Here is a 25,857-nt window from a genome sequence, read left to right on the forward strand (position 1 = left end):
TTCCGGCCTGAGGCCGAGGTCGCTCCTACCATCCACATAACTCTCCACCAACTGTCCTCGAGGGCGGAAAGGAGCATCCATGGACCGCAATTTCGCGCGGGCGCTTGCGCTCGTCCTCAAATCGGAAGGTGGCTGGTCCGACAATCCGGCCGATCCGGGCGGCGCCACCATGAAGGGCGTGACGCTGGTCAACTTCCGCCGCTATGTGAAGGCGGATGCCAGCAAGGCCGATCTGCGAGAGATTAGCGGCGAGCAGGTGGCGACGGTCTATCGCCGTTTCTATTGGGACGCCGTGGCCGGCGCGGAACTTCCCGGCGGCGTCGACTATGCCGTGTTCGACTTCGCTGTGAACAGCGGGCCGGGCAGGGCTGCGAAATATCTGCAGGCGGCGGTGGGCGCGGCGCAGGACGGCAGGATCGGCCCGGCCACGCTCAGGGCTGTCGGCGCCAGGCCATCGGGTGCCGTCATCGACGACCTCTGCGACGCTCGCCTGGCATTCCTGCGGCGGCTGCCGACCTGGCCGGTTTTCGGCAAGGGCTGGAGCGACCGCGTCCGGTCGGTCCGTTCCCAGGCGCTGTTGATGTCTGCCCCTCAGCCCGCCCCGGCACCTTCGTCGGATTCATCGGGCTCACGACATCCGCTCGAGCCGTCCCCCGCACCCGGCACCACGCCATCGCCTGCCCCCTCCGAGGCTCCCATTGCGCCTCCCGTCGAACGCCTGCCGTTCTGGCACACGCTGCTTCAGATCCTGAAATCCATTCTCGCAAGGAGTTCGACATGATCGCCGTCTTCATCCGCATCGGCCTGCGTTACGGCGCAGGCGTTCTGGTCGCGCGTGGCCTGCTCGGCGCCGACGACGCGGCGGCATTTTCTTCCGACCCCGACATTGAGGCCGGTCTGGAGATCGCCGCCGGTCTTGCCATCGCCTCGGTCGCCGAGACCTGGCACTGGCTTTCCCGCAAATTCGACTGGGAGCACTGACATGGAAGGGCTGCAACAACTGCTCATCGCCTATCTCGAAGCCGCCAAACCCTATGCCATCGGCTTTGCGGCAGGGCTGATCGCCGGGTGGCTGCTGTGAGCGCGCTTCTCGCCTTCCTGCTCGGCAACAAAGCGCTGCTGGGCTTCTTCGCATCCGTCATCGCCGCCCTTTGCTGGGGCTTTCACCAGCGCCTGGCCGGGGCCAGGGCCGAACGCACCAAACAGGCGGCCGCTGAAGCCGCGGCGCGCGCTGTTGCCGACAAGGTACAGAACGATATCGGCGCATTGCCGGCGGACGCTGTTCGAAAGGAGCTGAAATCATGGGCAAGGGACTGATGCTTGCGCTGCTTGTGGCGCTGGCCGGCTGTACGACTGCTTCTGGCGGCTTCTGCACGGTCTCGAGCCCGCTGCGCCTGTCATCCAAAGCCGTCGATGCGCTCTCGGACGCCGAGGCGCGGGCGCTCTTGGCGCACAACCGCAAGGGACAAAAGCTTTGCGGATGGAGGCCATGATGCACGACCTTTTCGATATGCTTGGCATCAAGGGGCCCGTCGTCGCCGCCGGACTGGCCGGCGGCGTGCTGCGGGCGCTGTCGCGCCATCGCTACAAGCTGCGCGAAATGATCGCTTCGCCGATCTGTGGGGCGCTGGCTGCGGCCTATCTGACGCTGCCCGCCGTCGCCTGGTTCAAGGCGACAGGCATGCCTATTCCAAATTCGGCCGACGACACTACGACGCTCGCCGCCGCCTTCCTGATCGGCGTCTCGGCCATGTGGATTTCCGACATCGTCTTCGAGGTGATCGTGCGGCGGTTCGGCCCAGCCGGCAACGAGTGATGCTTGAGGTGCTGGAAGAAGCCAGCAACAATGCCTACTTAAGGAGCAATCCAAAGGAGGTATCATATGGCGACGTCCACCGAACGTGCAGTCCTTGCCGGCGGCTGTTTCTGGGGCATGCAGGATCTGATCCGGCGCTATCCCGGCGTGATCTCGACCCGCGTCGGCTACAGCGGCGGCGATGTGCCCAATGCCACCTACCGCAACCATGGCACCCATGCCGAAGCCATCGAGATCATTTTCGATCCGGCCAGGATCAGCTTTCGCACGCTGCTCGAATCCTTTTTCCAGATCCATGATCCGACCACCAGGAACCGCCAGGGCAACGATGTCGGAATGAGCTACCGCTCGGCGATCTTCTATACCAGTGACGAGCAGAAGCGCGTCGCCGAAGACACCATTGCCGATGTCAATGCTTCCGGGCTATGGCCGGGCAAGGTCGTCACCGAGCTGGCTCCGGTCGGTGATTTCTGGGAAGCGGAGCCCGAGCATCAGGACTATCTCGAGAAATATCCCAACGGCTACACCTGCCATTTTGTCAGGCCAGGCTGGAAGCTTCCGGTCCGCGAAAAGGCCGTTTCGTAACACAGTCATAACCGGCCGATACCGGTATCGGTTCAGAACGCCGCACCCGAAAGGGTGTGGCGTTTTTTGCGTTTGTTCGTGGCGTTTCCACCGCGAGCGCATCCGGAGAGGCTCGCCTAGAAGCCGAAGAATTGCCGGCCGATCATGTATCCAAGCGCAACGACCACGAGGGGAAACAGGGCAGGCGCCAGCCGACCAAGAGCGGAGTTCTTAGGCTGTTGCCTGGGGATGCTCCTGGATGCATTGCCGAGATTCTTGGTCATTGGGCATAGTAGCAAGTGCTGATTAACGATTCCGTAACCCGGTGATAAGGGCGCAATGCTGACAGCGGGCGCGGCTTTTCGCGATTCCGGCGCGACCTTGACAATGCCCAGCCCGTGACGCAACTGAACCGTCTTTGAGCGGATTGTGAGGCAGGTCAATGCGGGTGACGCTCGTTTTGAAGGGCGTAATCCCCTGTCGGGGTTACGGCGGGATTCAGCGTCAGGTCGAATGGCTGGCAACGGAACTGGTTCGTCTCGGCCATCATGTCGTGGTGATCGCCGGTCCTGGTTCCAGCCACTCGCTCTTCGAAGTACGGCACGCTTCGACCGATGCCGAATGCCGGGCGGCCATTCCGCACGACACGCAAATCGTCCACACACACAGCTGGCCCGTCGAGGTGCCATTTCCAACGCTGAATACCCAGCGCGGCTTTATGCCGGATCAGCCCATGCCGGTTGCGAACTGGAGCTTTATCAGCGCCAATCATGCCCACCAGCATGGCCGCAAAACCTTTGTCTACAATGGCTTTCCGGTAGACGACTATCGTTTGTCGGCGGCAAAGGGCGACCGCCTGCTGTTTCTCGCCGGCATTGCGCGATCGAGCAAAGGCCTCAACCGCGCCGTCGATCTCGCCAAAAAGTTCGACTTCGGTCTCGATATCGCCGGTGGTTCGCGTTGGAAGCTGCTGGGCCGAAGCCAGACCCGCCGCGAAGGTTTGTTTTTCAAGAGCCTTGGCAGCCGATACCATTTCCACGGCATCGTTGACGGCGAGCCCAAGCTTCGCCTTCTCGGCGAAGCGCGAGCCTTCCTCAACCCGATCGCCTGGGAGGAGCCGTTCGGCAACGCACCGGTCGAAGCCATGCTGTGCGGCACTCCGGTGCTGACGACTCCGCGAGGCGCGTTGCCCGAAACCGTCGATGCCGACAGCGGACGCTTCTTTGAAACCGATGATGAATTTGCGGCCGCGTTCGAAGCGGTCGCCGACCTTACGCCTCAGCAATGCCGCGAATCGGCCGCGACGCGATTTCCGATCCAGAAAGCGGCGCGTAGCTATCTGGATCTCTATGCCCGCATCCTTGACGGCGAAGCGCTTCCTTGACGACCACCGATCCAATCCTCTTCGTCGGCTTTCCGGCAGTCGGCGACTTCGTCCGTTGCCACTCCGCCATCCAGATCATTGCCGAGCGATTTCCTGGTCGCCCCATAGATGTCGTCACCTCGCCGGTCGCCGCGCCGCTGGCGCGCCTGATGCCGCATGTCCGGAAAGGTTGGGCGCTTGCCAAGCGTCATCAGCGGCCCGGTTTTGCGGAGCGCGGCCGCCTCGTCCGCGAGCTGCGCAAGGAGAACTATCGCACGGCCTATCTGATGACCAGCAGCACCAAGGCGGCGCTGATGGCGTTCATGGCCGGCATTGAGGAGCGCATCGGCTATCCGCAGGAGTTGCAATTCGGCCTCCTCAATCGCTTCCCCGTCGGCTGGTTGGCACATCTGTGGGCTTTCGGCCCGCGCAAGACGCGACTCTTCGAGGAGGTCTGCTCGATAGCCTCTCTTGGCGACAAGCCGGCTGCGAGCACGGAATGGCCCGCGCCCCGGCTTGTGGTCGATCCGGTCGAGCTGGACGAATGGCGCCAGCGCCAGAAGATCGATGCCGGCCAGCCGGCGCTGGCGCTCTATACGGCCGACATCGAGAATTTCCGCTCGTGGCCCATCGAGCGCTTCATTTCGGTCGCCCGGGACCATCGTGATCGCGGCTGGGCAATCTGGATTGTCGGCGGACCGCGCGAGCGCGCCGGCGCCGCAAAAATCCGCGCCGCCATTCCTGAGGCAATCGACTTCACCTCGACCCCGTCGATTGCTGACGCGATGTGCCAGATCGCTGCGTCGACCATGTTCCTCGGCGTTGACGGCGGCATTTCCCACGCTGCCGCTGCCCTGAACGTCCCATGTGCGCTCATCTACGGGCTAAATCGCCCCTACGTCCACGGTCCCGTAAACAACCATGTTCGCTTTATCGAGCCGCCGCTCTCAACGCCCAGCTGGGTCAAGGATACGCGCGGGATCAGCGAAACCCGGGTGAGGGAGGCGCTGGCTGGCCTTTCAGCCGGTATTCACAGCTGACGGTGGTCTGGACGGCCTCGGGCGCCTGATCCAAAACGCGCCGATGAGCGCGCCGCCATCGCTCCGTTTCGGCTTTACCCCTTGGCCCTGCGGCTTTCGGGCTCGTGGTTGCCGACCCAATGCGCGCGAATGCGATCGCTGGCTTCAAGGTAAGCCATATCGATGAGATAGGTCAGAAGCTTCTCGCCGTCGGCTTCGGCTTTCTGCCGAAGTTCCCGCAGTATCCCTTGCGCGAACTGCAGGTTCTCCATCTTGCTCGGCTGGTCCATCGGTGCCCCCAATGTCTGCGCATGAACTTTGCGCTGACTATGCTTGCATGAAGATTGCGGTGAAGCTCACGTTGGAGCTGTATCAGGTTGTATTAGCGCTTGATCAACGACCCTATTGCATTTTTTGCGAAAATGTCGATATTTTACGCCGCCAATCGGACCGCGACGATGCACGAAGACGAGGGCAGTTTCCCCGACAAGTTGCAGGCCATGCTGGATGTCATTGCCGGCAGCGTATCGTCCAGTCGGGACGGTCACGCCGATCTTGGCCGGCTCAGGGTCGACGCCGCCAGCGCCGCGACGGTGTTGGTCGCGTTTTACGGCGACGCTGCTCTTGAGCGCGCCAGCCTGCTGGAGCGCCGCTCGCCTCAAAACCATTTTGCCCGCATGGTGACGGCTGAACTCCGCGGCCGCGGCAAGGTTTCCCGCAAAAGCTAACAAGATCTGCTCCAAGCCGATTTGCGCCTCATCACCCTGCCGTCAAGGCGTTGCTGCGCCTCTTCCTGGGCATTTTCGAGAAGGTAGAACAGCAGGTCCTGCCCCATCGATTGTGAAATCTCCTTGGCCTGCTCGATATGGCGGCGGACCTCGCGAAGCGCTGTCTCCCCCGAATCGATGTTGTGGGTCAGATCGATGAACCAGCCGGGGTACAAGGCTGCTTCTCCCTGACCGTCTACACAGCATTGGCCAACCGCCAGGATCCTGCGAATCCCCATCTTGTCTGAGCGGACGTGATAGATTTCCCTGAACCCCGCTCTCCGCTCCACCGCCTTGCGGATCGCGGTATGCACCCGGAGCCGATCTTCGGCGTCGATGCTCTGCATGCATCTTTCCATGGATACGCCATGCGAGAACTCTTCGAGCGTCAGCCCGAAATAGTCGGAAAGATTGGCATCGCCGTAAACACGGTTGCGCTTGATGTCCCAGGTCCAGAACCCATCAATCGGTGGATATTGCACGTGCGGACCGCGACCCTGCCTAAGCGCTAGCTGCATGAAAACCGCCCCATTCGGCTTCAAGATTCGCTACACTATGTGGCAAAAAAGGAAATAAACAAACTTGTCCTTTTGTACGAGGCGGCAAGATTTCCTTATGTCACGCCAAAACATACTTGGACAGCATAGTTGACGTAACGATATTACGTGGTCTTAAGCTCTCGTTTTTAAACAAAACCAGCACCGCTCTGCAACCGCAAGACGAATTCCAGCTACCCACAGCCGCCGTGGTAAATCGATCGCCGGCTACAAAAGACACCGAGCCTCGAGTTAGGCATGGGGCAACCATGGTTCCGTGGCAACCGGCAGCACAAGCCAGACAATCTACCGCCCGCCTTCGGCTTAACGCCAAGGCGGGCTTTTTTTGCGTTTGGCTTCCGCCTGGTGAAATGTTGTCGAAACCGGCCTTGTCGCATCGGGCGGTGTTCAGGAAACGAATTCCAGCCTTCGACTGGCCAAGGCCGTCCGCAGCGCTTGCACTATGCCGACTTGCGTCGCGGCAAGTTGCTCGACTGTGTCTCGGCCCCTTCAGAAATCAGATCGGCTGTCAGGCCATCATTTTTCGCCCCGTCATCCACACGGTCATGCTCGAACTGCCGGGCACCGGGCAAAGGCTGTAACCAGTGTTCACGGCGGTTGACCCAGAGTTCATAGCTGGGCTCCAATCCTTCGGTGGGGACCTCATCGAGGCTGCCAATCGTCACCTCCACCTCATTCTCACGAACCAAAGGGACCCGGCCGCCACAGGTTGGACAAAAGCTTCTGTCGCCATAGGTACTGACGATACCCGCCGTTTCAAACGCCTCGAGCGGCCACACCGCGAATGCCGAAAAAGTCGACCCGCTCGCCTTGCGGCAGTCCTTGCAATGGCAGAGGCCAACCCGATAGGGATCTCCCGTCACCGAAAACTGGATGCCGCCGCAAAGGCAGCTGCCGCTTCGCCTTGTATCATTGGCCATGACCGCTCCTCCGTCTTGTTGGGCATCACACCGCTAACGCCTCGCAGCGCCATGCGCAGAATCAATTCACGCGAAGCGCAAGGGTTCCACGTCGTCGCGCGGAGTGCATTTGCTGGCGCCGTCAGCACCCCAGTTGGTTCTGTCAGTTCGGGAGGTCGAACACCGGCTCCCGGCACCAATAGACGCGGCATTGTCCATCACGTGTTGGAACCGTGTCGGCGACCGGCACATCCGGCCAGTCGCAGTCATTGCCAAATTGACGAACGTAGCGATCGTAAGTGTTTCGGCCTGTCGTCAGCACGGCCGAGCGATGGCTCTGGATCAGGCGCTGTGTCTCCTCGCAGGTCATCCTGCGCGTGTCCGGACGAGCGTAGGCCGTGGTTGTTACTGCAACCAACGCTGTTCCGACGATCCATGCGAGCCTGTGGAATCTCATAGCGGTCCTTATACTAGAACACCGCTAGATATTTCAGCAGCGAAATGATGCCGATAATGATGACGACGATCTGCGCGATCTGTCTCGTACGACCGTCGAGAGGCAGGCGCTGGACGAGATAGAGCACCAGGATGATCACCAGAAAGGTGATCAGGATGCCGATAAGTACCGATGAAGCCATGTCCCTCACTCCGTTTGGCTAGGTCTGAAAAAAGGTACGCAGCGGCAAACGCTCCGGCCGTTGATTGGTTCCTGTCGGTGCGAAGCTGACCGGTTAACAGCAAGGCCGCGAAACTGCGGTCGGCAATCGCAGCTTACTTGCCGCAGTGGTTGTCGTTCACCGTTGGCGACACGGTTCCAGGCGACTTCGTGCTCGCATCCGGCTGAGCGCCCTGCGGGCTGGCGGCGCAGTTTTCATCCGCGTTCGAATTCATCGCACCATTGGTGCCGTCCGTGCTGTAGGTAGCGCTCGGGTCAACAGCATTGGGATCGGCCGGATTGGGCGTTACGACAACGGACTTGCCGCTGCCGGTCTTGTCGCTGCCAGCGTTCGTACCACCCGTGCTCTGCGCCATCGCCGAGGTCGCCAGACCGATCGTAAGGGCTGAAGCCGCAAGGATTTTCATGAACATGGTCTTTCTCCATTTGTCGAAATTCGTCGCGCTGCGACTAAGGGGAGAACCGCTCGGGTTGGCGAAGGTTCCGGCAAAAATGACCTGAGTTGCGCTTCGCTTTGTTGGCATTTGCGCAAGCCCCAGGATCGGCGTCCCGCGTAGGGAATAGCCTTTCTCGTCGGGAGAACAACCGTCGCACAAAGGGTGCGACGGGAACCGAAAGCTCGCACGTGCATTTCAGCTACCGCAGCGAGCTGCAAAAATGGAGCGGTAGGGGAATTCGTGGCAGGGGAATATGCTGATGTCGTCCGACAGCTGGAGCCTGGAATTCCAGGAATCTCCTCTGCCCATGTGATGGAGGCGTTGCCCGTTGCCGTCTACACAGTCGACAAACAGGGTCGCATCACATTCTTCAACGAGGCAGCGGCTGATCTGTGGGGGCACCGTCCGGTAATAGGCCGAGACCTTTGGTGCGGCTGCTGGAAGCTGCGCCATCTCGACGGCCGGCCGATGGCGCATGGCGAGTGCCCAATGGCGATCTCCATGCTTGAAGGACGCGATATCCCGTGGGATCAGGCGATTGCCGAGCGACCGGACGGCGAACTTGTTCCGTTCAGAGCTCACCCACGCCTGCTTCGCGACAAGTCGGGCGAAATTCTCGGCGCCATCAACACGCTGCTTGACCTGCGCACGCAGACGCAGGCCGACGAGGCGCGAATGCGACTTGCTGCAATTGTCGAATCGTCCATGGACGCGATCGTTTCGAAAGACATCAACGGCATCATCACCAGTTGGAACGATGCAGCCGAACATTTGTTCGGCTACACACCCGCCGAGGCAGTGGGCCGACCGGTAACGATGCTTATTCCACCCGAGCGCCTCGGCGAGGAGGCCTCGATCATCTCGCGAATACGCGCCGGCGAGCGTGTGCCGTCATACGAAACCATGCGCCTGCGCAAGGACGGCAGCCTCGTCCCGGTCTCGCTGACCGTCTCACCGATCCGCGATGGCATCGGGCGGATCGTCGGCGCTTCCAAGATCGCGCGCGACATCAGCCCCCACAAGGAGAGCGAGCGACGCATCCGTCTGCTCATGCGCGAAGTCAACCATCGGGTGAAGAACCAATATTCGGTCATCATCTCGATGATCCGCGAAACCAGCAGATCGGCGGGCACGCCAGCGACATTCCTCGAACAGGTGCGAGAGCGCATCTCGGCGCTTTCGCAATCCCACGATCTCCTGGTCGATGCCGAGTGGCGCGGTGCGACCATTGGCGACCTGATCAAGGCGCAACTCAAAGCCTTTGCAGCGCAGGACCGTCTGTCGGTGGCCGGGCCGGTGATCATACTTCAACCAAATGCCGTGCAATATCTCGGCATCGCCTTCCACGAACTGGCCACCAATTCGGCAAAGTATGGAGCGCTGTCGCGTCACGGCGGACGAGTCGAAATCGAATGGGATACGGCCCCGGCAACCGACCGCACCGACGCCTTTCGCTTGACCTGGCGGGAGTTGGATGGGCCGGGCATCAGCGGGACCATGCACCGCGGTTTTGGCTCCGTCGTGCTCAAGCGGGTTGCGCCACAAGCGCTTAGCGGCACCGGACAACTGGAATTTGGGGAACAAGGCGTCGTCTGGACGCTCCAAGCGCCGCTGCGCTCCGTCCAGGCCTCTTTCGCGGATTTCGAGTCGATTGAAGGGACGTGAAGCGGATAGCGTCCTCCCGGGACTATCCCTGCAGGGGAGGGCGCGCGGTTTGGCCACCTATGGTGTCGAAACTGTCAATGCCAAGCATTTCGTGCTGATTGTCGGCAAGCGAAGTCAATCTTCCTGCCTCAACGGCGATCAGGCCATCCAATTCCATCACCGCGCCGTAGAGTTGGGCTGTCTGCATCACAAGCCGCTCGACGTCTTCAAGGGCGATGTTCTCGTCCAGGTTAGCCAATCGCACCTCCTCGGCAACCAGGGCGATATTGACCATTCCGTGGGAGCGTAGGGCCGCCAGGACCCGGGAATTGAGATCCTCTCGTAGCCGAGCCGAATATCCGTAGCGCATGGAAACCTCCCTTTCAGGAGCGGTTCGTCCCTTGTGAACAAGATGCGCCAGCGGTTTCCGGATGGCAAGAAGAATCTGAAATATTATCAAATAAATCAATTAGTTAGTAGATGGCGTGAGTTGTGCAATCGACGCTTCATCCGCATCGTTGGTCTTGTATGTGACTTACCTATCGACAGCCCTTGACGCGAAACGCTGAGACTCCTAACTATACTGTTATTGAGATACATACTAACTCGTCGTATTTTTGGTCCTGGCGGTTGGAGGCGCAAATGGCCGAACTGGAACGACCCGAGCGACTGCAGATCATGCTGACAGCTGAGGAATTGGCTGCCTTGGAGAACTGGCGCTTCGAAAGGCGCATGCCAAGCCGGTCCGCGGCGGTGCGGGAACTGCTGCGGCGCGGCCTGGACGCGGATGGATTTCTGACAGCTGGCCAGGGAACAAAGTCTCAGGACTTTGGAATTCTGAGCAGCAGTGCGAATGGCGACGTATCGCCGGGCGAATAATTCGGCGGCGACTGGCCAATAATCGCTTCGTCTGGAAATGCCCGCTATCAATTTATGTGCGACCGTGTGGCGGGAAAACGCATGCGGCCCGCTCGGCAGGATACTTACCGCTATGATTGCAAGCCCGCTCCGGTCCGCCGGGGCGGGCTTTTTTCGTTTCCGGGACATTTGCGCACCGGCACGTCGAACCGGGACATGCTGGACGTCTCACACCAATCTTGTCGGCATCATTTTCAGATCAGCTCAAGATTCTCGTCCGCCGCACTCCAGGCACACGACACTGTGGCCTGGGCAGCTGAGCCGGTGCGTTCCTCCGGGGCAGCAATGGCCGTTCGAACTCATCCACCGGGCGCAAACAAAGACCTTGCGGGCTCCTTGGCAGCGCGGACATTCCAACGGGCGCGCCAGCAAGGTCTCGTTCTCCGAAACACGGCATTCCCTCTCAAGGACCTGGACCATCTGAAAACCCCGAGGCCGAAATACAGCTAAGCTATCCATACCCGGAAAGCCTAAATTAGAATTTAATTATATGAACCACGACCTTGGCAACAGCGCAGTTTCGCGAGCGGCAATGTCAGGCCACGGCAGGCCACTGCGCTTGTCTCATTCACAATCTCGGCCGTGTCAGGATAATGTTCCGGCCGCTCCCGGCGTTGGTCGGCCCGCGATTTGCCCACCGATTTTCACATCCGGATCGTCACAGGCGCTTTCGCTTTGCCGGAGCGGCGTTAAAGCTGCGGGGCAGATGCTGAGCGGGAACAATCCATTCCGGCGTCGGTTCGTTTGAACAGGGATGGTCTGCCAATGACATTGATGGGCGCGGCGGCATTGCTGATCCTCATCCTGACCTATGCCGGCGTCGCGATCGGCCGCATCCCGGGCCTGCGTCTCGACCGGGCAGGGATCGCCTTGCTCGGCGGTGCGGCGATGATCGCTATCGGCGCGCTCAGTATGGAAGACGCCTATCGCGCCATCAATTTTGACACCATCACGCTACTGCTCGGCATGATGATCGTGGTGGCGCATCTGAAGGTGTCAGGCGCCTTCCGGGCGCTTGGCGCTTACGCAATCGAGCACGCGCACGCGCCGTTCATGCTTCTGGTGATGGTGACGCTCCTGACCGGCATCCTGTCGGCGTTTCTGGTCAACGACGCGATCTGCCTGGTGATGGCGCCGATCGTCGTCCACGTCACCCGTGTCATCAACCGCAATCCCATTCCCTATCTGATCGCTACCGCCACCGCGTCCAATTGCGGCAGCGTCGCTACCATCACCGGCAACCCGCAGAACATGGTCATCGGTGCGCTGTCGGGAATTTCCTATCCGGCCTTTTCGGCAGCACTTGCGCCGGTTGCCCTGTTCGGCCTCGTCGCCGTCATCGTCATCGTGCGCATCGTCTACCGGGCCGAATTCGCGCGCAGTGCCGAGCTCAGCCCGGAAGTCTATCGCGGCCGCATGCTGCCCGGGCAGGTGCTGAAGGCAGTGGTTGTCTGCATTGGCCTGGCGGTCGCATTCTTCGCCGGCGTTCCGGTCGCCAAGGCAGCACTGATCGGCGGCGCCATCCTGCTCGTCACCCGCGCCATCAAGCCGGCGCGCATCTACCGCGAGATCGACGGCCCGCTGCTGTTCATGTTCGCCGGCCTGTTCATCGTCGTCGCCGGAGCTGAAAAGACGCTGCTGACGCCGGATATCATCGCCTCGGCCAAGAACCTTGGACTGGACGACGTCTGGCGGCTGTCCGGCTTTACCGCTGTGCTTTCCAACATCATGAGCAATGTTCCGGCGGTGCTGGCGTTGAGGCCGTTCATATCTGGCCTTGAAAACCCCGGGCGCGCCTGGCTGGTGGTGGCGATGAGTTCGACGCTGGCCGGCAACTTCACTTTGCTCGGCTCGGTCGCTAATTTGATCGTCGCAGAGCAGGCGCGGGCGGCCGGCACGCAGCTATCCTTCTCGGCCTTCTTCAAGGTCGGTCTGCCGCTGACGCTGCTGACGCTTGCCGCCGGCACGGCCTGGCTGGCGGCTGGCTTTTAGGGGGCAGTCCCCTCGACCAGCCTTGCCCGAACCAGCGTTGCAGCCGCACGTCCGGCCGCCTCGACATAATCGGGGTTGCGGTGGATCAGCATGATCGAAAAGGCGCCGTCCATCAAAAGCACGATTTCGCGCGCCAAGGTCTGCGGCTCGCCGACGCCGTGGCCGGAGAGTTCACTGGCCAGCCAGGTCTCGAAATTCTTCTTGTGCCGTGACCCCGCCTTGACCGCCGGGTGTCCGGGCATCGAAGCGAGTTCGGCTGCCGTCCGCAGGAAGCCGCAGCCTTTCCATTTGGGATGCCGCGCCACACGCGCCAGATTGATGAAGATCGCCTCGACCTTGCGCTCGACATCGCCCTCGGCCGCATCGAACCAGCCGGCCATCTGCCTGATGTTCGGCTGGTCGCGGCCGTCGAGATAGGCGGCGATCAGATCGTCCTTGCTCTTGAAGTGATAGTAGAGCGTGCGCTTGGTCAGCCCGGCTTTTTCAGCCACCGCATCGACGCTGACGCGGCCGATCCCCTCGGCATAGAACAGCTTCGTCGCGGCATCGACAATGCGTTTGCGGGTAGGGATCGGTGCTTCGCTCATCCGTCAAGTATACCGACTAGTGAATATACATACAATCGAAAGCCTGATCCTTTCCGACGATAAACGCAGGAAAGGGAAGAGACATGACCGAGCTTGTGCTCACCGAGGCCCGCAACGGAATCGCCATCCTCACACTCAATCGCCCCGAAAAACTCAACGCCTTGAACTATGCGCTGATCGATCGCCTGCTTGTGCTCCTGGATGCGATCGAGACAGACGATGCCATCCGCGCCATCATCCTCACCGGGGCAGGAGATCGCGCCTTCTCCGCCGGCGGCGACATCCATGAATTCTCTGCCAGTGTGGCCCGCGGCGCCGATGTCGCGCTGCGCGACTTCGTCATGCGCGGACAGCGGCTGACGGCAAGGCTGGAAGCGTTTCGCAAACCCGTCATCGCCGCCGTCAACGGTATCGCCTTCGGCGGCGGCTGCGAGATCACCGAAGCAGTGCCGCTCGCCATCGCCAGCGACCGCGCCTTGTTCGCCAAGCCTGAGATCAGTCTCGCAATGCCGCCTACTTTCGGCGGCACGCAGCGGCTTCCGAGACTGGCCGGGCGGAAGCGGGCGCTCGAACTGCTGTTGACCGGTGATTGGTTCCCGCCGCCGCGCGCCCTCGAACTCGGCCTCGTCAACCAGGTGGTGTCGCACGAGAATCTGATGCCGGCCGCGCTCGATCTCGCCCGACGCATCGTCGCGCACTCCCCGGCGGCAATTGCCTCAATCCTCACCGCAGTGGCGCGCGGCCTCAACCACAACATAGCGGAGGGGTTGCTGGTCGAGGCCGAGCAGTTCGCCAGCATGGCGCCGACCGCCGACCTGCGCGAAGGGCTCGACGCATGGATCGAACGACGCAGGCCCGCTTATGATGGCTCATGGACCCATATCACGCGGCCGGACGAGGCAAGGTCGGCTTCGCTGCGGCTCGACCACGCCGGGCAGGATGGCGCTCCGCAGCGATCTACACCGCGATCGAAATCGGGATGACGGGTCGAACGGGGCACCGATAGACCTCGTTTTTCTAAGCCTAGGCGCTAGAACTACTCGTTTGCGTCGGGCCAGCTGCCAAAGCCACCATACCTCATCCAATGCCGGTATCGGCGGTTGGCAGATCGGAGGCGGAAATGGTCGCTCTTGCTCGCAGGTCCTGGGTTCCCTTGCATTGCGACGACTTCGCGCAGCAACTCGCCAGGACGACAAGCGAACAGCGGAGCGCGGCCGTGCTTGGCGTGATCGAGAGCGGCATCGCGCTCAACCGGTCGATCCATGAGGCCGACTGCATCAACCTCAACCCGGCAACCAATGTGATGAATCCGAAGGCCGAGGCGGCGCTTGCGTCCGGCCTCGGTTCCCGCCCGTCGCTCGGTTATCCCGGCGACAAATATGAGATGGGACTGGAAGGCGTCGAGCAGGTCGAGGTCATCGCGGCCGAGCTCGCGGCTGAAATCTTCGGCGCCAAATATGCCGAAATCCGCGTGCCGTCGGGCGCCATCGCCAACCTCTACGCCTTCATGGTCGCAGCACGGCCGGGGGACGCGATCATTGTGCCTTCGCCTGCCATTGGCGGCCATGTCACGCATCACATGGCGGGCTGCGCCGGGCTCTATGGACTAGACATCCATGCCGCGCCCGTCGATGCAGATGGCTATACGGTCGATGTCGCAAAGCTGCGCGAGCTCGCCCGCTCGGTCCGGCCGAAGATGATCACGATCGGCAGCAGCCTCAACCTTCTGCCGCATCCCATCCGCGAGATCCGCGCGATCGCCGACGAGGTCGGCGCGCTGGTGCTCTTCGATGCGGCGCATCTTTGTGGGATGATCGCCGGGCACGCTTGGCAGCAGCCGCTGGAAGAGGGCGCCCATCTGATGACGATGAGCACCTATAAAAGCCTTGGCGGACCGCCTTCGGGCCTGATCGTGACCAACGACGCCGACGTCGCCGAGAAGCTGGACAGGATCGCCTTTCCCGGCATGACGGCGAATTTCGATGCCGCCAAATCGGCTGCCTTGGCCATCACGCTGCTCGACTGGAAAGACCACGGCAAGGCTTACGCGGCCACTATGGCGGGGACGGCCAAGGCATTGGCGAGCGAACTCGCGGATCGCGGCCTGCCGGTCTTCTCGACGAGCAAGGGCCATACGACCTCGCACCAGTTCGCCATTGCGGCCGCCGAATTCGGCGGCGGCCAGGCGGCGGCAAAGAAACTGCGGCGGGCCAACATTCTGACCTGCGGCATCGGCTTGCCAATCGACGCGGTCGAGGGCGACATGAACGGCCTGCGCTTCGGCACGCCGGAGATCGTGCGCTGGGGCATGACCGAAGACGATATGCCCGAACTGGCCGCCCTCATCGCCAGGGGGCTGCGCGGCAACGACGCCAGCGAAGCGGTCGCAGCCGATGTGACGCTATTCCGGCGCCGGTTCCAGAAAATGCATTTCGTGAACTGACCGCCTGAACCCGCGGGCAAAGCCCGCTTTCTCAAAAACAAAGGGGAATAAAATGCGCATGATCTTGCGGATGATGACTGCTGCCCTGATGACGGCCGCCGCCGTCGGTGTTGCAAGGGCAGATATCGTGCTGGGGGTGGCCGGTCCGATGTCGGGACCGAACGCCGCCTATGGCGAACAGTATCGCATCGGCGTCGAAACCGCGGTCGAGCGCATCAACGCCAATGGCGGTGTGCTCGGCCAGAAACTTGCCGTCTCGATTGGCGACGATGTCTCCGACCCGAAGCAGGGCGTCTCCGTCGCCAACAAATTCATTGCCGACGGCGTCCACTATGTCGTCGGCCACTACAATTCCGGCGTCACCATTCCGGCTTCCGAAGTCTACGCCGAAAACGGCGTTCTGTTCGTCACGCCGACGGCCACCAATCCGATGGTGACCGAGCGCGGTCTGTGGAACGCCTTCAGGGCCTGCGGCCGCGACGACCAGCAAGGCATCATCGCCGCCAAATTCGTGCTCGAACGCTTCAAGGACAAGAAGGTCGCGATCGTCGACGACAAGTCGACGGCGGGCAAGGGCCTCGCCGACGAGATGGCCAAGGCCTACAATGCCGGCGGCGGCCAGGAAGTCCTGCACGAGGAGATCAACCCCGGCGAGAAGGATTACGCCTCGCTCGTCGCCAAGATCAAGCAGTCGGGCGCGGACCTCGTCTACTATGGCGGCCAGCACACCGAGGCTGGGCTGATCGTCAGGCAGATGCACGACCAGGGCGCCGCCACGATCCTGATGGGCGGCGACGGCATCTCCAACAGCGAGTTCGGCGCCATCGGCGGCGACGGCGCTGCCGGAACCCTGATGACGTCGTTCCCGGACCCTGCCACCTTCGCCGAGGCCAAGGACGCCGTTGCCGACCTGAAAGCCAAGAACGTGCCGACTGAGGCGGTGACGCTTTATGCCTATGCCGCGACGCAGATCATCGCCGAGGCGATCGCCAAGGCCAAGGCCGACGATCCCAAGGCCGCGTCCGACTATCTCCATTCCGGCGCCAGCATCTCGACCGTGCTCGGTTCGATCTCCTATGACGGCAAGGGGGATATCAAGCAGCCGGGCTTCGTCGTATTCGAGTGGCGGGAGGTCAACGGCAAGCTGACCCCAGTGGCCCTTAAGTAGAGAGGGCCCTCGAATAGAACCTTGCATCGGCGTCTGGGGCACCGGTCGCCGATGCCCCAGGGAGCCGGACGATGGCCGTCAATCCGCCTCGACCCCGAATGCCACCGCTCAACAGCTTGCGGGCTTTTGAGGCGGCCGCCCGTCATCAAAGCTTTGCCAAGGCTGCCGACGAGCTCGGCGTCACGCCTGCGGCCGTATCGCATCAGGTCAAGGCACTCGAGGCATGGCTGGGCTCGCCGCTGTTCGCGCGCCATGCACAGGGGTTGCATCTGACCGAGGCCGGCCGCGCGGCGCTGCCGGCCTTCTCCACGGCATTCGACGCCATGGGCCTTGCCGTTCAGGAGCTGCGCATCTCGGCGCCGAGGCCGCAGGTCAGCATCGCCGCGCTGCCGTCGATCGCCCAGCTTTGGCTTGCGCCGCGCCTGCCGGCGCTGCGCACAGCTCTTCCGGCGCTTCGCCCATCCATTCATACACTGGAGGAGCCGCCGGACTTCAGGCGCGAACCGTTCGACCTCGCCATCTTCCTGACCAGGCATGCCCCGGCCGGCAGCCGCGCGTTCAAGCTCTGCGACGACGCCATCTTTCCGGTCTGCGCGCCAGCCTTGGCGCAGCAGTTGAAAACGCCGGCCGATCTGTCGTCGCAGCTTCTGCTTTGGGACACCACCTGGACCGGCGACTGGAGCCTGTGGTTCGAGGCTGCTGGCGTGAAGGGGCCATCGATCGACACCGGCTCCGAGTTTTCGCTCTACAGCATGGCCCTGCAGGCGGCGATCGATGGCGCCGGCGTGCTGATGGGGCATGAGGCGCTGGTGTCGCGCGCACTTGCCGCCGGTTCGCTGGTGGCGCCGTTCCCGAGGCGCGTCGCCACCGGCCTCAGCCTGTCCATCCTGGCGCCGGACCGTCCGCCCGCGCAAGCCGCACAGATGATCGACTGGCTGCTTGCGCAGGACGGCACGAAACGGGACTGACGTGGTGGCAGCCCGTTCGGCGATCTCGCCAGCGCTAGGCGAGCAAGGCGGGCCAGCGCCGCCGCTAGGCGGTCACCAGAGGCGTCGTTTGTATTCGCGCCGCTACTGCCAGGAGATCCGTCTGCGTGATCAGACCGAGAATGTGCCACTCGCCGTCAACAATGACCACGGCATGGCTGCGCCCGTCGGTGAGTATGGGCAGCAGGCTCATCGCCGGTGTGTCGGGGGAGGCGGTGCCGGCGTTCGACATCACGCCTCTTACCGTTTCGGTGGCTCTCGTCAATTCGCGCAGGCCGACGGCGCCGACTAGCCTTGCCTCTGCGTCGACAACCGGCAAGGTGCGGACGTTGTGATCGAGGAGTTGCTGTCGCGCCTGGTCGGCGGAAGCATGCTCAGGCACCGACACCACATCGCGCGACATGATGTCGGCGCACAGCAACGTCCGGTGCGAGCGGACCATGGCCTGCAATTCGACCTGGCGCAGCAGCAGTTCGAGATCGCCGCGATCGATATCGAAGCTCTCGTCCAGTGCGCCGAGCGCGGCATCGATATCCTCGGGCTGGAAGCCGACGCGCTGCACCGCCGGCGGGTCGGCCGTTCCGTGGCTGTTGGCGACAGGAGAGGGCCGGTGCGGGTAGCTGCGTCGCGACAGCCTATGGAAAGCGTAGCCGAGCGCGACCAGAATGATCGAGTTCAGCGCCACCGGCACGAAGGGAAACAGGAAGCCGGCGCTGGTCACGGCTGGTCCGCCGAGCACGGCGGTCAGCGTGGCGGCTCCGCCCGGCGGATGCAGGCAACGCGTGAACGACATGGCGGCGATCGCCAGCGCCCGGCTATGCCCGTGGCGAGAGCCGGCTCATGCACGAAATGCGCAACGATCACGCCGATCAGCGCGGATATGGTGTTGCCGCCGATGATCGACCATGGCTGCGCCAGCGGGCTCGCGGGCACCGCAAACAGCAGCACCGCCGACGCGCCCATCGGCGCCACCAGCAGAGGCACATGCGGGCCGTTGCCGAGCACCAGCGCGCCGATCGCCCCGGTCAGCGCAATGCCGATCATCGCGCCGATACAGGCGATGAGGCGCTCGCGCAGCGTCGCGCCGGCGAGAATGGGGACAAAGAGACGAAAGGCCATGGCAAGCTCGGGATGGCTGGAATTGCAGCTCGAAGCACCCTGCAATGATGCCGGATCGCCGACTTTGAAAGTCAAACCGATCCGAAAAAGCGCGCACTTGGGAAATAACATTGCGCGTGGTCAAGCGATGAGCGGCTTTGCGACATCGGGCGTCTCACAAAGCTTCCAGCCAGTCTTTTCAGGCCTTTGTGCCGGTTTGCGGATTCAGCTTGGTAGGTTGCGGTTCATACCGCAGCAGCCGCAGCGGCCAGTCCGCGCAGGATATCGGCCTTGAGGTCCTCGACATTCTCGAGCCCGATCTGCAGGCGGATCAGCGGCCCGTCATAGGGGCCTTTGGCGACGGTGCGATCGCCGAGGAAGACCGGGACGGCAAGGCTCTCATAGCCGCCCCATGAATAGCCGAGGCCGAAGATCTTCAGCGCATCGAGGAAGGCGTGCTGCTGTTTCTGGCCGCCGCCCCTGAGCACAATGGAAAAGATGCCGCTCGAGCCGGAAAAATCGCGCTTCCACACGGCATGGTCGGGATGGCTGGGGAGCGCCGGGTGCAGCACGCGCGCCACGCCGGGCTGGCCTTCCAGCCAACTGGCGATGGCAAGCGCGCTCTTTTGATGGTGATCGAGCCGCACGCCCATCGTGCGCAGGCCTCGCAGCACCTGGTAGACGTCGTCGGGGCCGGCGCAGCAACCCATCGTGTAGAATGTCTCGCAAAGCTGTTTCCAACAATCGGCATTGGCCGACACCGTTCCCATCAGCACATCGGAATGACCGGCAGGGTACTTCGTCGCCGCATGGATCGAGATATCGACGCCGTGGTCGAGCGGGCGGAAATAGAGCGGCGTCGCCCAGGTGTTGTCCATCATGACGATAGCGCCGGCCGCGTGCGCCGCCTTGGCAATGGCCGGGACGTCCTGCACCTCGAAGGTGTTGGAGGCCGGCGATTCCGTGAGCACGACTTTGGTGTTCGGCTTGATCAGCCTGGCGATGCCGGCGCCGGTATATGGATCGTAATACTCGACCTCGACGTCCAGCCGCTTCAACATCGTGTCGGCGAAATTGCGGGTCGGGTGATAGACCGAATCGACGATCAGGATGTGATCGCCCGCCGACAGGAACGCCAGCAACGGGATCGTCACCGCCGCCAGGCCCGACGGTACCAAGATGGTGCCGGCCGAGCCTTCCAACGCGTCGATCGCATGCGCCAGCGCGTCGGTCGTCGGCGTGCCGCGGGTGCCGTAGGTGTATTTCTGGCTGCGGGCCGCCATTGTCGCTGCATTGGGGTAAAGCACGGTCGAGGCATGCACGACCGGCGGATTGACGAAGCCGAAATAGTCGTGCGGGTTGTTGCCTGAATGGGCGAGCCGCGTGTTGATGCCCAGTTCGCCGCCGTCTGTCGCCATAGCTGTTCGCCTTGTGGTGAAAGCGCTAGCCATAGTGCGGCGGCATGGGTCGCGCAACAGCCGGGCGCCCGCCAGGCGACGCCCTTTGCATAGGCCAATTCCCCCATGAACAGTCTGGGATGCCTGGTAATCCAGGGCCGCGGATTTCGCCGGCGGATGCGGATTAGTGTCGATGGACTTTGCCGGTTTTGTTTGCGCGGCTTGCTGCTTTCATGACGCTGTTGTCTGCAATTCAGGCATTTGCGGCAATTGGTTTTCAAAGCTGTCGTGAATCGGTCATTTCCCTTGACCTCACAGGAATAATCGCCTTCGATGCAGTTCGTGAATGGGAGGGGCCGGGCGTCGGTTACGACGCGGGGTTCCGGAATGCACCGGATGGGAGCCGGGTTCACACGGGAAAAAGATCAGGATTTGCCTGAGGATCAGGGTTTACCTGAAAACAGAAAAGGGTCTGTGGGTTATGAAACACATTGCAATTGGCATTCTTGGCGCTGCCGCTCTCGGATTTATGGCGTCAGCCGCGTCGGCGAGCACGCTCGACGACGTCAAGGCGAAAGGCTTCATCCAGTGCGGCGTCTCGACCGGTCTGGCCGGGTTCTCGGCGCCGGACGACAAGGGCGATTGGAAAGGCATCGATGCTGATTTCTGCCGCGCTGTCGCGGCCGCCGTCTTCGGTGACGGCACCAAGGTCAAGTTCACCCCGCTCAGCGCCAAGGAGCGCTTCACCGCGCTGCAATCGGGCGAAGTCGACATCCTATCGCGCAACACCACCTGGACCATCAATCGCGATACCGCGCTTGGCCTGAACTTCGTCGGCGTCACCTATTATGACGGCCAGGGCTTCATGATCAACGCCAAGAAGTTGCCGGGCGTCAATTCGGCGCTGCAGCTTTCGGGCGCGGCGGTCTGCGTGCAGAGCGGCACCACCACCGAGCTCAACCTCGCCGACTACTTCAAGGCGAACAAGATGGAATACAATCCGGTCGTCTTCGAAAAGCTGGAAGAGGTCAACGCCGCCTATGACGCCGGCCGCTGCGATGTCTACACCACCGACCAGTCGGGCCTCTACGGCATCCGCCTGACGCTCAGCGCGCCGGCCGATCATGTCGTGCTGCCCGAGATCATCTCCAAGGAGCCGCTCGGCCCGGCCGTGCGCCAGGGTGACGACCAGTGGTACCACATCGTCAAGTGGACCTACTTCGCGCTGTTGCAGGCCGAGGAACTGGGCATCACCCAGGCCAATGTCGAAGAGATGAAGACCTCGGATAGCCCGGAGATCAAGCGCGTGCTCGGTCAGGAAGCTGAAACCAAGATCGGCACCGACCTTGGCGTGAGCAATGACTGGGTCGTCAACATCGTCAAGGCAGTCGGCAATTACGGTGAGATGTTCGAGCGCAATGTCGGCACGGGCAGCCCGCTGAAGATTGCGCGCGGCATCAATGCGCTGTGGACCAAGGGCGGCCTGCAATACGCGCCACCGATCCGCTGATCGAAATGTGATCCGGAAGGCAGATCGTCTGCCTTCCGGTTTCTCTTTCCAGGGGATGGTCCAATGGCGTCGCAGGAAGTTCTTCGCGAGGAACCGAGCCGAGGTTCCTTTATCAACGATCCGAAAGTCCGCGGGATTTTCTTCCAGGCGGTTGTCGTCATCTTGCTGGTGGCGGGCGTCTGGTGGATCGTCCACAACGTCATCGAGAACCTGCAGCGCCTGCACATTGCCTCCGGTTTCGGCTTCCTGAAGAACCGCGCCGGCTTCGACATCTCTGAAAGCGCCATCGCTTATAGCTCGGACAGCACTTATGGGCGTGCTATTGTCGTCGGACTGATCAACACCCTCATCGTCGCCGTTGCCGGCATCATCACCGCGACCATCATCGGCTTCATTGTTGGTATCGGCCGTTTGTCGCACAACTGGCTGATCCGCAAGATCTGCACGGTCTATGTCGAGGTCTTCCGCAACATCCCGCCGCTGCTGGTGATCTTCTTCTGGTATTCCGGCGTGCTGGCGGTCTTGCCCGTGGTGCGCGAAAGCATCAACCTGCCGTTCGGCTCTTTTCTCAACCAGCGCGGCTTCTATTTTCCACGCGCTGTCTGGGGCGACGGCTCCTGGCTGATCTTCGTCGCTTTGCTTGTCGGTATCGCCCTGGCGTGGTTCGTCGCTCGCACGGCGCGCCAGCGGCAGATGGCGACCGGTCAACAGTTTCCAGTGTTCTGGACCTCGCTGGCGCTGATCATCGGCCTGCCGCTGCTCGCCTACGTGCTGAGCGGTTTTCCGCTGACCTTCGATTTCCCGAAGCAATCGACTTTCAACCTGACCGGCGGTTTCCAGGTCAAGCCGGAGTTCCTTTCGCTCTATCTGGCGTTGTCCTGCTACACGGCGGCTTTCATCGCCGAGATCGTGCGCGCCGGCATTCTCGGTGTCAGCAAGGGCCAGACCGAGGCGGCGGGAGCGCTGGGGATGCGGCCGGGATCGATCCTGCGGCTTGTCGTCGTTCCGCAAGCCATGCGCATCGTCATCCCGCCGCTGACCAGCCAGTATCTCAACCTGACCAAGAACTCGTCGCTGGCCATCGCCATCGGTTATCCCGACCTGACGGCGACAGCCGGCACGGTGCTGAACCAGACGGGCCAGGCGGTCGAGGGCGTTCTGATCATGATGGTCGTCTATCTCGTCATCAGCCTGGTGACCTCGGCAGTCATGAACGTGGTCAACGCCAGAATGGCGCTGGTGGAGAGGTAACGGCCATGCAGGAACATGATACCGCCTGGGTGCGGACCGAAATGGCACTGGCGCAACAGGCGCCGGCCGGAGTGCGCGGCCCCTTGGCCTGGGTTCGCAAGAACCTGGTCGGCTCTGTGGGCGACATCATCCTGACCGTCCTGGGCATCGCGCTGGTCGTGCTGATCCTGCCGCCAATCATCAACTGGGCCTTCATCAGCGCCCAATGGGTGGGAGCGGACCGCACGGTATGCGCCACGGCGGCGCAAGGCGGCATTCAGCCGGACGGCTGGTCCGGCGCCTGCTGGGCCTTCGTCAACGCCAAGTTCGGCCAGTTCATGCTCGGCCGCTATCCCATAGAAGAGCGCTGGCGGCCGATCCTGGTCGCCATCCTGTTCGTGGCGCTGCTGGTGCCGCTGCTGATCCCGCGCGTGCCGCGCAAGGGGCTGAACGCCATCCTGCTCTTCCTGGTGCTGCCGATCGTTGCCTTCGTGCTGCTGGTCGGCGGCATGTTCGGCCTGCCGCATGTCGAGACGCAGTTGTGGGGCGGCCTGCTGGTGACGCTGAGCCTGTCTTTCGTCGGCATCGCCGTGTCGCTGCCGATGGGCATCGTGCTGGCCCTTGGCCGGCGCTCCAAGATGCCGATCGTCAAGACACTGTGCGTGGTCTTCATCGAATTCGTTCGCGGCATTCCGCTGATCACCGTGCTGTTCTTCGCCAGCGTCATGCTGCCGCTGTTCCTGCCCGCCGGCGTTTCCTTCGACAAGTATCTCAGGGCATTGATCGGCGTTTCGCTGTTTGCTGCTGCCTATATGGCCGAAGTGGTGCGCGGCGGCCTGCAGGCGATCCCCAAGGGTCAGTATGAGGGTGCGGATTCGCTTGGCCTCGGCTACTGGCAGAAGATGGTTCTGATCGTGCTGCCGCAGGCGCTGAAGCTGGTCATTCCCGGCATCGTCAACACCTTCATCGGCATGTTCAAGGACACCAGCCTGGTTATCATCATCTCGATGTTCGACCTGCTTGGTGTCGTCAAGCAGAACTTCTCCGATCCCAGCTGGGCGACGCCGCAGACCACCAAGTCCGGCCTGATCTTTGCAGCCTTTGTCTTCTGGCTGTTCTGCTTCGGCATGTCGCGCTATTCCATGTATACGGAACGCCGGCTCGACACCGGCCACAAACGCTAAGAACAAAAAGGGGAACCTGCCATGGTCATAGAAAACGCCGTCAGCGCCGAAGAGATCAAGGTCGATGCCAAGAAGATGCACATCTCGACCACCGATGTCGCCATCGACATTATCGGCATGCACAAATGGTATGGCGAGTTCCATGTGCTGAAGGACATCAATCTGAAGGTGATGCGCGGCGAGCGCATCGTCATCTGCGGTCCATCCGGCTCCGGCAAATCGACGATGATCCGCTGCATCAACCGGCTGGAGGAACACCAGAAGGGCAAGATCATCGTCGACGGCAAGGAACTGACCAACGATTTGAAGAAGATCGACGAGGTGCGCCGCGAGGTCGGCATGGTGTTCCAGCACTTCAACCTGTTCCCGCACCTGACCATCCTGGAGAACTGCACGCTGGCGCCGATCTGGGTGCGCAAGACGCCGAAGAAGCAGGCCGAGGAAATCGCCATGCACTTCCTCAAGCGCGTGAAAATCCCCGAACAGGCCAACAAATATCCGGGCCAGCTGTCCGGCGGCCAGCAGCAGCGCGTGGCGATTGCGCGCTCGCTGTGCATGAACCCGCGCATCATGCTCTTCGATGAGCCGACCTCGGCGCTCGATCCCGAAATGATCAAGGAAGTTCTGGAGACGATGGTGGGTCTCGCCGAGGAAGGCATGACGATGCTCTGCGTCACCCACGAAATGGGCTTTGCCCGCAAGGTCGCCAATCGGGTGATCTTCATGGATCAGGGCCAGATCGTGGAACAGAACACGCCGGCCGAGTTCTTCGACCATCCGCGCCACGAGCGTACGAAGCTGTTCCTGTCGCAGATCCTGCACTGATCGTTTCGATGCAAACAAAAAGAGCCCAGCCGCAATGCGGCCGGGCTTTTTTGCTTTTTTGGGGCCGGACGATGACGCCGGGAGACCGCATGAGAAAAGCCCTGCGTTTCCTGGCCATGCTGGTTGTCGCGGTCGTGCTTGCCACCACGCTCGGCACGTTGGTGCCGCGCCCGCTCTGGCCGGCATCGGCGGCGGGTGAGGGCACACGCCACATTCTGGTGCTGAAGAATCCGATCCACACCGACATCGCCATTCCCGTCGACGACGAGGTACGCCAACGCTTCCGCTTCCTGGTCGATGCCGGCATCCCCGCGGACGCTCCTGAGGTGCGCTACATCGTCTTCGGCTGGGGCGGCCGCGCCTTCTATCTGGAGACGCCGAGCTGGTCTGAGCTGAAAGCAGTGCCTGTGCTCAAGGCGCTGACGCTGGACGCCTCGGTCATGCATGTGGATATCGCCGGCGCCATCGCCGAGCCGCATCCCGACGTCACCGGCTTCGACATCGATGAGGGGCGTTTTGCAGCACTGCTTGATTACATCGACGCGAGCTTCCAGCAAGGGCCGAACGGTCCGGTTGTCATCGAGAATGCCGCCTATTCCCGCTTCGACCGCTTCTTCGAGGCGAACGGCCATTTCAACGCGTTGGTCGGCTGCAACACCTGGACGGCGGCGGGTCTGCGCACCGCTGGCCTGCGCACCGGCTGGTGGAACCCACTGCCGGCCTCGCTCGGCCTGTCGATGCGGCTTTACAACTAGGCAAAAACGGCATCCCGGCGCC

The 25,857-nt window shown here is 62.2% G+C and carries 30 protein-coding genes and 1 pseudogene; 21 read left to right on the forward strand and 10 right to left on the reverse strand.

All coding sequences use genetic code 11. The features are described 5' to 3' along the window. The first annotated feature begins 79 nt into the window (after positions 1–79). The 8 genes from H0241_RS23540 to waaF all read left to right on the forward strand — a co-directional run bounded on the left by H0241_RS23540 (position 80) and on the right by waaF (position 4,783). Positions 80–781, forward strand: coding sequence for a glycoside hydrolase family 108 protein (locus tag H0241_RS23540; RefSeq protein ID WP_181060230.1), 702 nt, complete (start codon positions 80–82; stop codon positions 779–781). After that, complete coding sequence (locus H0241_RS23545; RefSeq protein WP_181060231.1) at positions 778–981, forward strand: hypothetical protein; 204 nt, start codon at positions 778–780, stop codon at positions 979–981. The genes H0241_RS23540 and H0241_RS23545 overlap by 4 nt, the downstream gene beginning before the upstream one ends. A gap of 96 nt (positions 982–1,077) precedes the next feature. After that, complete coding sequence (locus tag H0241_RS23550) at positions 1,078–1,317, forward strand: ABC transporter permease (RefSeq protein WP_181060232.1); 240 nt, start codon at positions 1,078–1,080, stop codon at positions 1,315–1,317. After that, on the forward strand, positions 1,302–1,493 hold the full coding sequence (locus H0241_RS23555; RefSeq protein WP_181060233.1) for a hypothetical protein: 192 nt from the start codon (positions 1,302–1,304) through the stop codon (positions 1,491–1,493). Before H0241_RS23550 ends, H0241_RS23555 begins: the two co-directional genes overlap by 16 nt. After that, positions 1,493–1,816, forward strand: a complete 324-nt coding sequence (locus H0241_RS23560) for a hypothetical protein (protein WP_181060344.1) — start codon at positions 1,493–1,495, stop codon at positions 1,814–1,816. The genes H0241_RS23555 and H0241_RS23560 overlap by 1 nt, the downstream gene beginning before the upstream one ends. A 66-nt stretch (positions 1,817–1,882) precedes the next feature. After that, entirely contained in the window at positions 1,883–2,401 is a 519-nt protein-coding gene (msrA, locus tag H0241_RS23565) for a peptide-methionine (S)-S-oxide reductase MsrA (RefSeq protein ID WP_181060234.1), read from the forward strand. 421 nt (positions 2,402–2,822) lie between these two features. Next, positions 2,823–3,764, forward strand: coding sequence for a glycosyltransferase (locus H0241_RS23570; protein WP_181060235.1), 942 nt, complete (start codon positions 2,823–2,825; stop codon positions 3,762–3,764). Next, positions 3,761–4,783, forward strand: a complete 1,023-nt coding sequence (waaF, locus tag H0241_RS23575; RefSeq protein ID WP_181060236.1) for a lipopolysaccharide heptosyltransferase II — start codon at positions 3,761–3,763, stop codon at positions 4,781–4,783. The genes H0241_RS23570 and waaF overlap by 4 nt, the downstream gene beginning before the upstream one ends. Positions 4,784–4,857: 74 nt before the next feature. Here waaF and H0241_RS23580 read toward each other — a convergent pair whose 3' ends face one another. Further along, complete coding sequence (locus H0241_RS23580) at positions 4,858–5,052, reverse strand: hypothetical protein (RefSeq protein WP_112392710.1); 195 nt, start codon at positions 5,050–5,052, stop codon at positions 4,858–4,860. Between the two features lie 168 nt (positions 5,053–5,220). Between H0241_RS23580 and H0241_RS23585 the strand changes: the two genes are divergently transcribed. Further along, complete coding sequence (locus H0241_RS23585; RefSeq protein WP_181060237.1) at positions 5,221–5,490, forward strand: hypothetical protein; 270 nt, start codon at positions 5,221–5,223, stop codon at positions 5,488–5,490. Here H0241_RS23585 and H0241_RS23590 read toward each other — a convergent pair. The 5 genes from H0241_RS23590 to H0241_RS23610 all read right to left on the reverse strand — a co-directional run bounded on the left by H0241_RS23590 (position 5,487) and on the right by H0241_RS23610 (position 8,074). After that, a complete protein-coding gene (locus H0241_RS23590) occupies positions 5,487–6,047 on the reverse strand; it encodes a hypothetical protein (protein WP_181060238.1) in 561 nt (186 codons plus the stop codon). The genes H0241_RS23585 and H0241_RS23590 overlap by 4 nt on opposite strands. 479 nt (positions 6,048–6,526) lie before the next feature. Then, positions 6,527–7,006: a GFA family protein gene (locus H0241_RS23595; protein WP_181060239.1), complete on the reverse strand. Its 480-nt coding sequence runs from the start codon at positions 7,004–7,006 to the stop codon at positions 6,527–6,529. Between the two features lie 142 nt (positions 7,007–7,148). Beyond that, the gene (locus tag H0241_RS23600) at positions 7,149–7,355 is read right to left on the reverse strand and encodes a hypothetical protein (RefSeq protein ID WP_328824795.1); all 207 of its coding nucleotides are present in this window, start codon (positions 7,353–7,355) and stop codon (positions 7,149–7,151) included. 100 nt (positions 7,356–7,455) lie between these two features. Further along, positions 7,456–7,623 carry a Thivi_2564 family membrane protein gene (locus H0241_RS23605; RefSeq protein ID WP_023694668.1) on the reverse strand — a complete coding sequence of 56 codons (168 nt, stop codon included), beginning with the start codon at positions 7,621–7,623 and terminating at the stop codon, positions 7,456–7,458. A gap of 133 nt (positions 7,624–7,756) precedes the next feature. Beyond that, a complete protein-coding gene (locus H0241_RS23610) occupies positions 7,757–8,074 on the reverse strand; it encodes a hypothetical protein (RefSeq protein WP_181060241.1) in 318 nt (105 codons plus the stop codon). A gap of 264 nt (positions 8,075–8,338) precedes the next feature. On the opposite strand from H0241_RS23610, the gene H0241_RS23615 reads away from it, so the two are divergent. Continuing rightward, positions 8,339–9,763 carry a PAS domain S-box protein gene (locus H0241_RS23615; RefSeq protein ID WP_328824796.1) on the forward strand — a complete coding sequence of 475 codons (1,425 nt, stop codon included), beginning with the start codon at positions 8,339–8,341 and terminating at the stop codon, positions 9,761–9,763. 22 nt (positions 9,764–9,785) lie between these two features. Here H0241_RS23615 and H0241_RS23620 read toward each other — a convergent pair whose 3' ends face one another. Continuing rightward, complete coding sequence (locus tag H0241_RS23620; protein ID WP_181060242.1) at positions 9,786–10,112, reverse strand: hypothetical protein; 327 nt, start codon at positions 10,110–10,112, stop codon at positions 9,786–9,788. A gap of 272 nt (positions 10,113–10,384) precedes the next feature. Between H0241_RS23620 and H0241_RS23625 the strand changes: the two genes are divergently transcribed. Beyond that, positions 10,385–10,621 (forward strand): hypothetical protein, encoded by a 237-nt coding sequence (locus H0241_RS23625; protein WP_181060243.1) that lies wholly within the window; start codon positions 10,385–10,387, stop codon positions 10,619–10,621. An 804-nt stretch (positions 10,622–11,425) separates the two neighbouring features. Continuing rightward, positions 11,426–12,652, forward strand: a complete 1,227-nt coding sequence (locus H0241_RS23630; protein ID WP_181060244.1) for an anion transporter — start codon at positions 11,426–11,428, stop codon at positions 12,650–12,652. Here the strand turns inward: H0241_RS23630 and H0241_RS23635 are convergent. Further along, positions 12,649–13,239, reverse strand: coding sequence for a TetR/AcrR family transcriptional regulator (locus tag H0241_RS23635; RefSeq protein ID WP_181060245.1), 591 nt, complete (start codon positions 13,237–13,239; stop codon positions 12,649–12,651). The genes H0241_RS23630 and H0241_RS23635 overlap by 4 nt on opposite strands. Before the next feature lie 83 nt (positions 13,240–13,322). Between H0241_RS23635 and H0241_RS23640 the strand changes: the two genes are divergently transcribed. The 4 genes from H0241_RS23640 to H0241_RS23655 all read left to right on the forward strand — a co-directional run bounded on the left by H0241_RS23640 (position 13,323) and on the right by H0241_RS23655 (position 17,818). Next, on the forward strand, positions 13,323–14,222 hold the full coding sequence (locus tag H0241_RS23640; RefSeq protein WP_181060246.1) for a crotonase/enoyl-CoA hydratase family protein: 900 nt from the start codon (positions 13,323–13,325) through the stop codon (positions 14,220–14,222). A 137-nt stretch (positions 14,223–14,359) separates the two neighbouring features. Further along, positions 14,360–15,682: a serine hydroxymethyltransferase gene (locus tag H0241_RS23645; protein WP_181060247.1), complete on the forward strand. Its 1,323-nt coding sequence runs from the start codon at positions 14,360–14,362 to the stop codon at positions 15,680–15,682. Positions 15,683–15,734: 52 nt separating this feature from the next. After that, entirely contained in the window at positions 15,735–16,850 is a 1,116-nt protein-coding gene (locus tag H0241_RS23650; protein ID WP_407941768.1) for a branched-chain amino acid ABC transporter substrate-binding protein, read from the forward strand. Between the two features lie 71 nt (positions 16,851–16,921). Further along, positions 16,922–17,818, forward strand: a complete 897-nt coding sequence (locus H0241_RS23655) for a LysR substrate-binding domain-containing protein (RefSeq protein ID WP_235984433.1) — start codon at positions 16,922–16,924, stop codon at positions 17,816–17,818. Between the two features lie 64 nt (positions 17,819–17,882). Here H0241_RS23655 and H0241_RS23660 read toward each other — a convergent pair. Both H0241_RS23660 and H0241_RS23665 read right to left on the reverse strand, forming a co-directional pair. Then, positions 17,883–18,955, reverse strand: a pseudogene (locus H0241_RS23660) (HPP family protein). Positions 18,956–19,179: 224 nt separating this feature from the next. Next, positions 19,180–20,352 carry a cystathionine beta-lyase gene (locus H0241_RS23665; protein WP_181060248.1) on the reverse strand — a complete coding sequence of 391 codons (1,173 nt, stop codon included), beginning with the start codon at positions 20,350–20,352 and terminating at the stop codon, positions 19,180–19,182. Positions 20,353–20,812: 460 nt separating this feature from the next. On the opposite strand from H0241_RS23665, the gene H0241_RS23670 reads away from it, so the two are divergent. The 5 genes from H0241_RS23670 to H0241_RS23690 all read left to right on the forward strand — a co-directional run bounded on the left by H0241_RS23670 (position 20,813) and on the right by H0241_RS23690 (position 25,835). Beyond that, on the forward strand, positions 20,813–21,841 hold the full coding sequence (locus H0241_RS23670; RefSeq protein ID WP_181060249.1) for an amino acid ABC transporter substrate-binding protein: 1,029 nt from the start codon (positions 20,813–20,815) through the stop codon (positions 21,839–21,841). A gap of 63 nt (positions 21,842–21,904) precedes the next feature. Beyond that, positions 21,905–23,092 carry an amino acid ABC transporter permease gene (locus H0241_RS23675; protein WP_181060250.1) on the forward strand — a complete coding sequence of 396 codons (1,188 nt, stop codon included), beginning with the start codon at positions 21,905–21,907 and terminating at the stop codon, positions 23,090–23,092. A gap of 5 nt (positions 23,093–23,097) precedes the next feature. Continuing rightward, the gene (locus tag H0241_RS23680; protein WP_181060251.1) at positions 23,098–24,255 is read left to right on the forward strand and encodes an amino acid ABC transporter permease; all 1,158 of its coding nucleotides are present in this window, start codon (positions 23,098–23,100) and stop codon (positions 24,253–24,255) included. A 21-nt stretch (positions 24,256–24,276) separates the two neighbouring features. Then, positions 24,277–25,080: an amino acid ABC transporter ATP-binding protein gene (locus H0241_RS23685; protein WP_023671483.1), complete on the forward strand. Its 804-nt coding sequence runs from the start codon at positions 24,277–24,279 to the stop codon at positions 25,078–25,080. A gap of 89 nt (positions 25,081–25,169) precedes the next feature. Beyond that, on the forward strand, positions 25,170–25,835 hold the full coding sequence (locus H0241_RS23690; RefSeq protein WP_181060252.1) for a TIGR02117 family protein: 666 nt from the start codon (positions 25,170–25,172) through the stop codon (positions 25,833–25,835). The last annotated feature ends 22 nt before the right edge of the window (positions 25,836–25,857 follow it).

This window comes from Mesorhizobium neociceri (assembly GCF_013520985.1).
Classification (GTDB): domain Bacteria; phylum Pseudomonadota; class Alphaproteobacteria; order Rhizobiales; family Rhizobiaceae; genus Mesorhizobium; species Mesorhizobium neociceri.

Excerpts from the sequence above, each read along its gene's own strand:
- H0241_RS23540 (WP_181060230.1), top strand. The coding sequence starts at position 80 with ATGGACCGCAATTTCGCGCGGGCGCTTGCGCTCGTCCTCAAATCGGAA.
- H0241_RS23545 (WP_181060231.1), top strand. The coding sequence starts at position 778 with ATGATCGCCGTCTTCATCCGCATCGGCCTGCGTTACGGCGCAGGCGTT.
- H0241_RS23555 (WP_181060233.1), top strand. The coding sequence starts at position 1,302 with ATGGGCAAGGGACTGATGCTTGCGCTGCTTGTGGCGCTGGCCGGCTGT.
- H0241_RS23560 (WP_181060344.1), top strand. The coding sequence starts at position 1,493 with ATGCACGACCTTTTCGATATGCTTGGCATCAAGGGGCCCGTCGTCGCC.
- msrA (WP_181060234.1), top strand. The coding sequence starts at position 1,883 with ATGGCGACGTCCACCGAACGTGCAGTCCTTGCCGGCGGCTGTTTCTGG.
- H0241_RS23570 (WP_181060235.1), top strand. The coding sequence starts at position 2,823 with ATGCGGGTGACGCTCGTTTTGAAGGGCGTAATCCCCTGTCGGGGTTAC.
- H0241_RS23580 (WP_112392710.1), bottom strand. The coding sequence starts at position 5,052 with ATGGACCAGCCGAGCAAGATGGAGAACCTGCAGTTCGCGCAAGGGATA.
- H0241_RS23585 (WP_181060237.1), top strand. The coding sequence starts at position 5,221 with ATGCACGAAGACGAGGGCAGTTTCCCCGACAAGTTGCAGGCCATGCTG.
- H0241_RS23590 (WP_181060238.1), bottom strand. The coding sequence starts at position 6,047 with ATGCAGCTAGCGCTTAGGCAGGGTCGCGGTCCGCACGTGCAATATCCA.
- H0241_RS23595 (WP_181060239.1), bottom strand. The coding sequence starts at position 7,006 with ATGGCCAATGATACAAGGCGAAGCGGCAGCTGCCTTTGCGGCGGCATC.
- H0241_RS23600 (WP_328824795.1), bottom strand. The coding sequence starts at position 7,355 with ATGACCTGCGAGGAGACACAGCGCCTGATCCAGAGCCATCGCTCGGCC.
- H0241_RS23605 (WP_023694668.1), bottom strand. The coding sequence starts at position 7,623 with ATGGCTTCATCGGTACTTATCGGCATCCTGATCACCTTTCTGGTGATC.
- H0241_RS23610 (WP_181060241.1), bottom strand. The coding sequence starts at position 8,074 with ATGTTCATGAAAATCCTTGCGGCTTCAGCCCTTACGATCGGTCTGGCG.
- H0241_RS23620 (WP_181060242.1), bottom strand. The coding sequence starts at position 10,112 with ATGCGCTACGGATATTCGGCTCGGCTACGAGAGGATCTCAATTCCCGG.
- H0241_RS23625 (WP_181060243.1), top strand. The coding sequence starts at position 10,385 with ATGGCCGAACTGGAACGACCCGAGCGACTGCAGATCATGCTGACAGCT.
- H0241_RS23630 (WP_181060244.1), top strand. The coding sequence starts at position 11,426 with ATGACATTGATGGGCGCGGCGGCATTGCTGATCCTCATCCTGACCTAT.
- H0241_RS23635 (WP_181060245.1), bottom strand. The coding sequence starts at position 13,239 with ATGAGCGAAGCACCGATCCCTACCCGCAAACGCATTGTCGATGCCGCG.
- H0241_RS23640 (WP_181060246.1), top strand. The coding sequence starts at position 13,323 with ATGACCGAGCTTGTGCTCACCGAGGCCCGCAACGGAATCGCCATCCTC.
- H0241_RS23645 (WP_181060247.1), top strand. The coding sequence starts at position 14,360 with ATGGTCGCTCTTGCTCGCAGGTCCTGGGTTCCCTTGCATTGCGACGAC.
- H0241_RS23650 (WP_407941768.1), top strand. The coding sequence starts at position 15,735 with ATGCGCATGATCTTGCGGATGATGACTGCTGCCCTGATGACGGCCGCC.
- H0241_RS23655 (WP_235984433.1), top strand. The coding sequence starts at position 16,922 with ATGGCCGTCAATCCGCCTCGACCCCGAATGCCACCGCTCAACAGCTTG.
- H0241_RS23665 (WP_181060248.1), bottom strand. The coding sequence starts at position 20,352 with ATGGCGACAGACGGCGGCGAACTGGGCATCAACACGCGGCTCGCCCAT.
- H0241_RS23670 (WP_181060249.1), top strand. The coding sequence starts at position 20,813 with ATGAAACACATTGCAATTGGCATTCTTGGCGCTGCCGCTCTCGGATTT.
- H0241_RS23675 (WP_181060250.1), top strand. The coding sequence starts at position 21,905 with ATGGCGTCGCAGGAAGTTCTTCGCGAGGAACCGAGCCGAGGTTCCTTT.
- H0241_RS23680 (WP_181060251.1), top strand. The coding sequence starts at position 23,098 with ATGCAGGAACATGATACCGCCTGGGTGCGGACCGAAATGGCACTGGCG.
- H0241_RS23685 (WP_023671483.1), top strand. The coding sequence starts at position 24,277 with ATGGTCATAGAAAACGCCGTCAGCGCCGAAGAGATCAAGGTCGATGCC.
- H0241_RS23690 (WP_181060252.1), top strand. The coding sequence starts at position 25,170 with ATGAGAAAAGCCCTGCGTTTCCTGGCCATGCTGGTTGTCGCGGTCGTG.